This is a genomic window from Acidovorax sp. SRB_24, from assembly GCF_012931925.1.
Window position 1 is genome coordinate 1 of record NZ_MWOM01000129.1, and the last position, 3,114, is coordinate 3,114.

2 protein-coding genes and 1 pseudogene are annotated in these 3,114 nt (G+C 73.4%); 2 read left to right on the forward strand and 1 reads right to left on the reverse strand.

Annotated features, from left to right (window positions below):
- Window positions 1-511: pseudogene (locus B2J89_RS20885) on the forward strand (trifunctional transcriptional regulator/proline dehydrogenase/L-glutamate gamma-semialdehyde dehydrogenase); the annotation flags it as partial.
- Between the two features lie 284 nt (window positions 512-795).
- Window positions 796-2,445 carry a bifunctional aminoglycoside phosphotransferase/ATP-binding protein gene (locus B2J89_RS23350; RefSeq protein ID WP_169170769.1) on the forward strand — a complete coding sequence of 550 codons (1,650 nt, stop codon included), beginning with the start codon at window positions 796-798 and terminating at the stop codon, window positions 2,443-2,445.
- On the opposite strand, the gene B2J89_RS20895 is transcribed toward B2J89_RS23350, so the two are convergent.
- The gene (locus B2J89_RS20895) at window positions 2,396-2,878 is read right to left on the reverse strand and encodes a YqaA family protein (protein ID WP_169170770.1); all 483 of its coding nucleotides are present in this window, start codon (window positions 2,876-2,878) and stop codon (window positions 2,396-2,398) included. The genes B2J89_RS23350 and B2J89_RS20895 overlap by 50 nt on opposite strands.
- Between the last annotated feature and the right edge of the window lie 236 nt (window positions 2,879-3,114).

Below are 3,114 nucleotides of genomic sequence, written 5' to 3' on the forward strand. Positions count from 1 at the left end.
CTGCGAGGCCTACCGCGGCGCCAGCGTGCTCGGCCGCGTGTTCACGCTGCCCGGGCCGACCGGCGAGTCCAACCGTTACCGGCTGCTGCCGCGCGGCGCCGTCTGGGCTCTGCCGCAGACCGCGCTGGGCCTGGTGCACCAGCTGGCGGCGGCGCTGGCCAGCGGCAATGCGTGCTGGCTGCCAGCGCCGGCCGCAGGCAGTGCCGTGGCGCAGGCGCTGGCTGCGCTGCCGGCCGAGGTGCGCAGCCAGGTGCAGCTGCGCAGCGCCGACGACCTGCTGGCCGAGGCGCAGCCCAGCGCGCTGCTGTTCGAGGGCGATGGCGACGCGCTGCAGGCCCTGCTGCCGCGCCTGGCCCAGCGCGGCGGCGCCCTGGTGCGTGTGGAAAACCTCGCGCCCGCGCAGCTGGCCGACGGCGCCACCTACGACCTGAGCGCGCTGATGCACGAGCAAAGCATCAGCACCAACACCGCGGCGGCTGGCGGCAACGCGCAGCTCATGGCGATGGGCTGACCGCCGTTTTGGGCCTTGCCCGTGCCACACCGGCGGCAGATTTCCCAAGGCGTAACGCCCTGCCGTGGACGCAAGCGTGCAGGCCCTTCCCGCAGGACCCGCACGGGCTTTTGGGCCCCAGCGTTAGCATGCTCGGCAGAGGCGGTCCGGCGCGCGGTCGCACCACGGCGCGGCAGAATTTGCATGAAATAGGCCTCTGGCGCTTTGTGGGTCTGCGCTGATAGCTATTTAAAGCATAGCGTCTGCCGACCCCTTGCCTGTCCCTCCCACACCGAGCTTGCCCTGTGCCCGATCCCCATTTACCCCGCCCGCCCTGGCTGCAGTCGCTGCTGCAGGGCCCCGATGCGACCTGCATCGAAACCCATGTGTCGTGGGTGCTGCTGGCGGGGGCGCAGGCCGTCAAGTTCAAGAAACCGCTGAAGCTCGACTTTCTCGACTTCAGCACGCTCGCACAGCGCCGTGCCGCCTGCGTGGAGGAGTTGCGCATCAACCGCCGCACGGCGCCGCAGCTGTACCAGGCGGTGGTGGCGCTGCTCGGGCCGGCGCAGGCGCCGCGCCTGGTGCCGCTGGAGCGGCTGGCGCCCGCGCAGCAGGGCCAGGTGCTCGACTACGGCGTGCAGATGCAGCGCTTTGGCGACGGCCAGCTGCTGGCGCGGCAGCTGGCCGCCGGCACCTTGCAGGCCGACCACCTGGCGGTGTTGGCCGAGCGCGTGGCGCAGCTGCACGCCAGCGCCGCGCCTGCGCCCGGCGGCAGCGCATGGGGCAGCGCGGCGCTGGTGCGCCAGCAGGCGCAGGCCAACCTCGACGCGCTGGCGGCCTTGCCGCTGCCCGCTGCGGAGCGCCGCGCCGTGCAGGCGCTGGCCGACTGGACCCGGCGGGAGGGCGATCGCCTGCATGCGCTGATGGCCGCGCGCCAGGCGGCCGGCCAGGTGCGCGAATGCCATGGCGACCTGCACCTGGGCAACCTGGTGCTGCTGGAGGACGGGCCGCAGCTGTTTGACGCCATCGAGTTCAACGCGGCCCTGCGCTTCATCGACCCGATGGCCGATGTCGCCTTTTTGTGCATGGACCTGCAGGCGCACGGCCGGCCCGACCTGGGCTGGCATTTCCTCAACCGCTGGCTGGAGCATGCGGGCGACTATGCCGGGCTGGCGCTGCTGCCCTGGTACCTGGTCTACCGCGCGCTGGTGCGCGCCATGGTGGCGGGCCTGCGCTGGGCGCAGGCGCCGCGCGGCCCCGAGGGCGATGGCCCCGGCGAGGGCGCCGCCAGCCTGCGCGAGCTGCGGCGCTACCTGGCGCTGGCCGAGCAGCTGCACCGGCCGCGGGCGCGCTGGCTGTGGCTGGCCCAGGGCGTTTCGGGCGCGGGCAAAAGCCACCACAGCGCGCCGCTGGTGGCAGCGCGCGGCGTGGTGCGGCTGCGCGCCGATGTCGAGCGCAAGCGCCTGTTCGGTCTGGCGCCCACGGCGTCCAGCGCCGGTGCAGGGGGCGTGGCGGGCGGCATCTACAGCGCCGATGCGACCGGAAGCACCTACGCGCGGCTGCTGGCGCTGGCGCGCCAGGTGCTGGAGGCGGGGTTTCCGGTGCTGGTCGATGCCACCTTTCTGGCGCGCGCGCAGCGCGCGCCGTTCCTGGCGCTGGCGGCGCAGTGGCAGCTGCCCTGCCGCATCCTGGCGTTCGATGCGCCCGCGCCGGTGCTGCAGGCGCGCGTGCAGTGGCGCCTGCAGCAGGGCGGTGACGCGTCCGAGGCCACGCTTGAGGTGCTGCAGGCGCAGCTGGCGCGGCGCGAGCCGCTCGGCGCGCAGGAAGCGGCCCTGGCGCTGCACGTCGACACCGCGCAGGCGGTGGACTGGGCGGCGCTGCTGCCGCCGGCGTGGGACGCGGAGCTCAGTGCGCCAGCAGCCCCGGCCACAGCGACAGCAGCGCGGTCGTCATGACCGCATAGCGCAGGAACTTGCCGACCGCCATGTAGGCCAAGCAGGGCCAGAAGGGCAGCTTGAGCCAGCCGGCCACGGCGCACAGCGGATCGCCCACCACGGGCAGCCAGCTCAGCAGGCAGGCCTTGGCGCCAAAGCGGCGCAGCCAGGCCAGCGCGCGCACGTCGGTGGGCGCACCGCGCGCCCGGTCCACGGCCTTGTGCGCGCCCAGGCCCATCCACCAGCTCACGCCGCCGCCCAGCGTGTTGCCCACGGTGGCCACGGCGATGGCGGGCCAGAACAGTTCGGGATTGAGCTTGACGAGGCCGAACACCGCGGGCTCCGAGCCCAGCGGCAGCAAGGTGGCCGAGACGAACGAGACGACGAACACCGTGCTCAGGCCAAATTGCGGCAGCGCGAGCAGGTCAAGCAGGTGGGTTAGCCAGGCTTCCATAGGTGGCGCCAGTTTAGTGCGCGGCTGCGGGCACCCCCGCTTGCGCGCTGGTGGTGCCATCCTGTATCTTTTGCTGCTTTACGTAAAACCCCCAGGAGGCGACCGATGCAGCAGGGCACCCAGACCCGAGAGTGGTGGCCGCGCCTGCGCCTGCGCGGGAGCATATGCGCCGCAGCCTGCCTGCTCGCCGCCTGCGCGGCGCCCCCGGGCGACCAGGCCGGCGCGCCGGCGGGCTT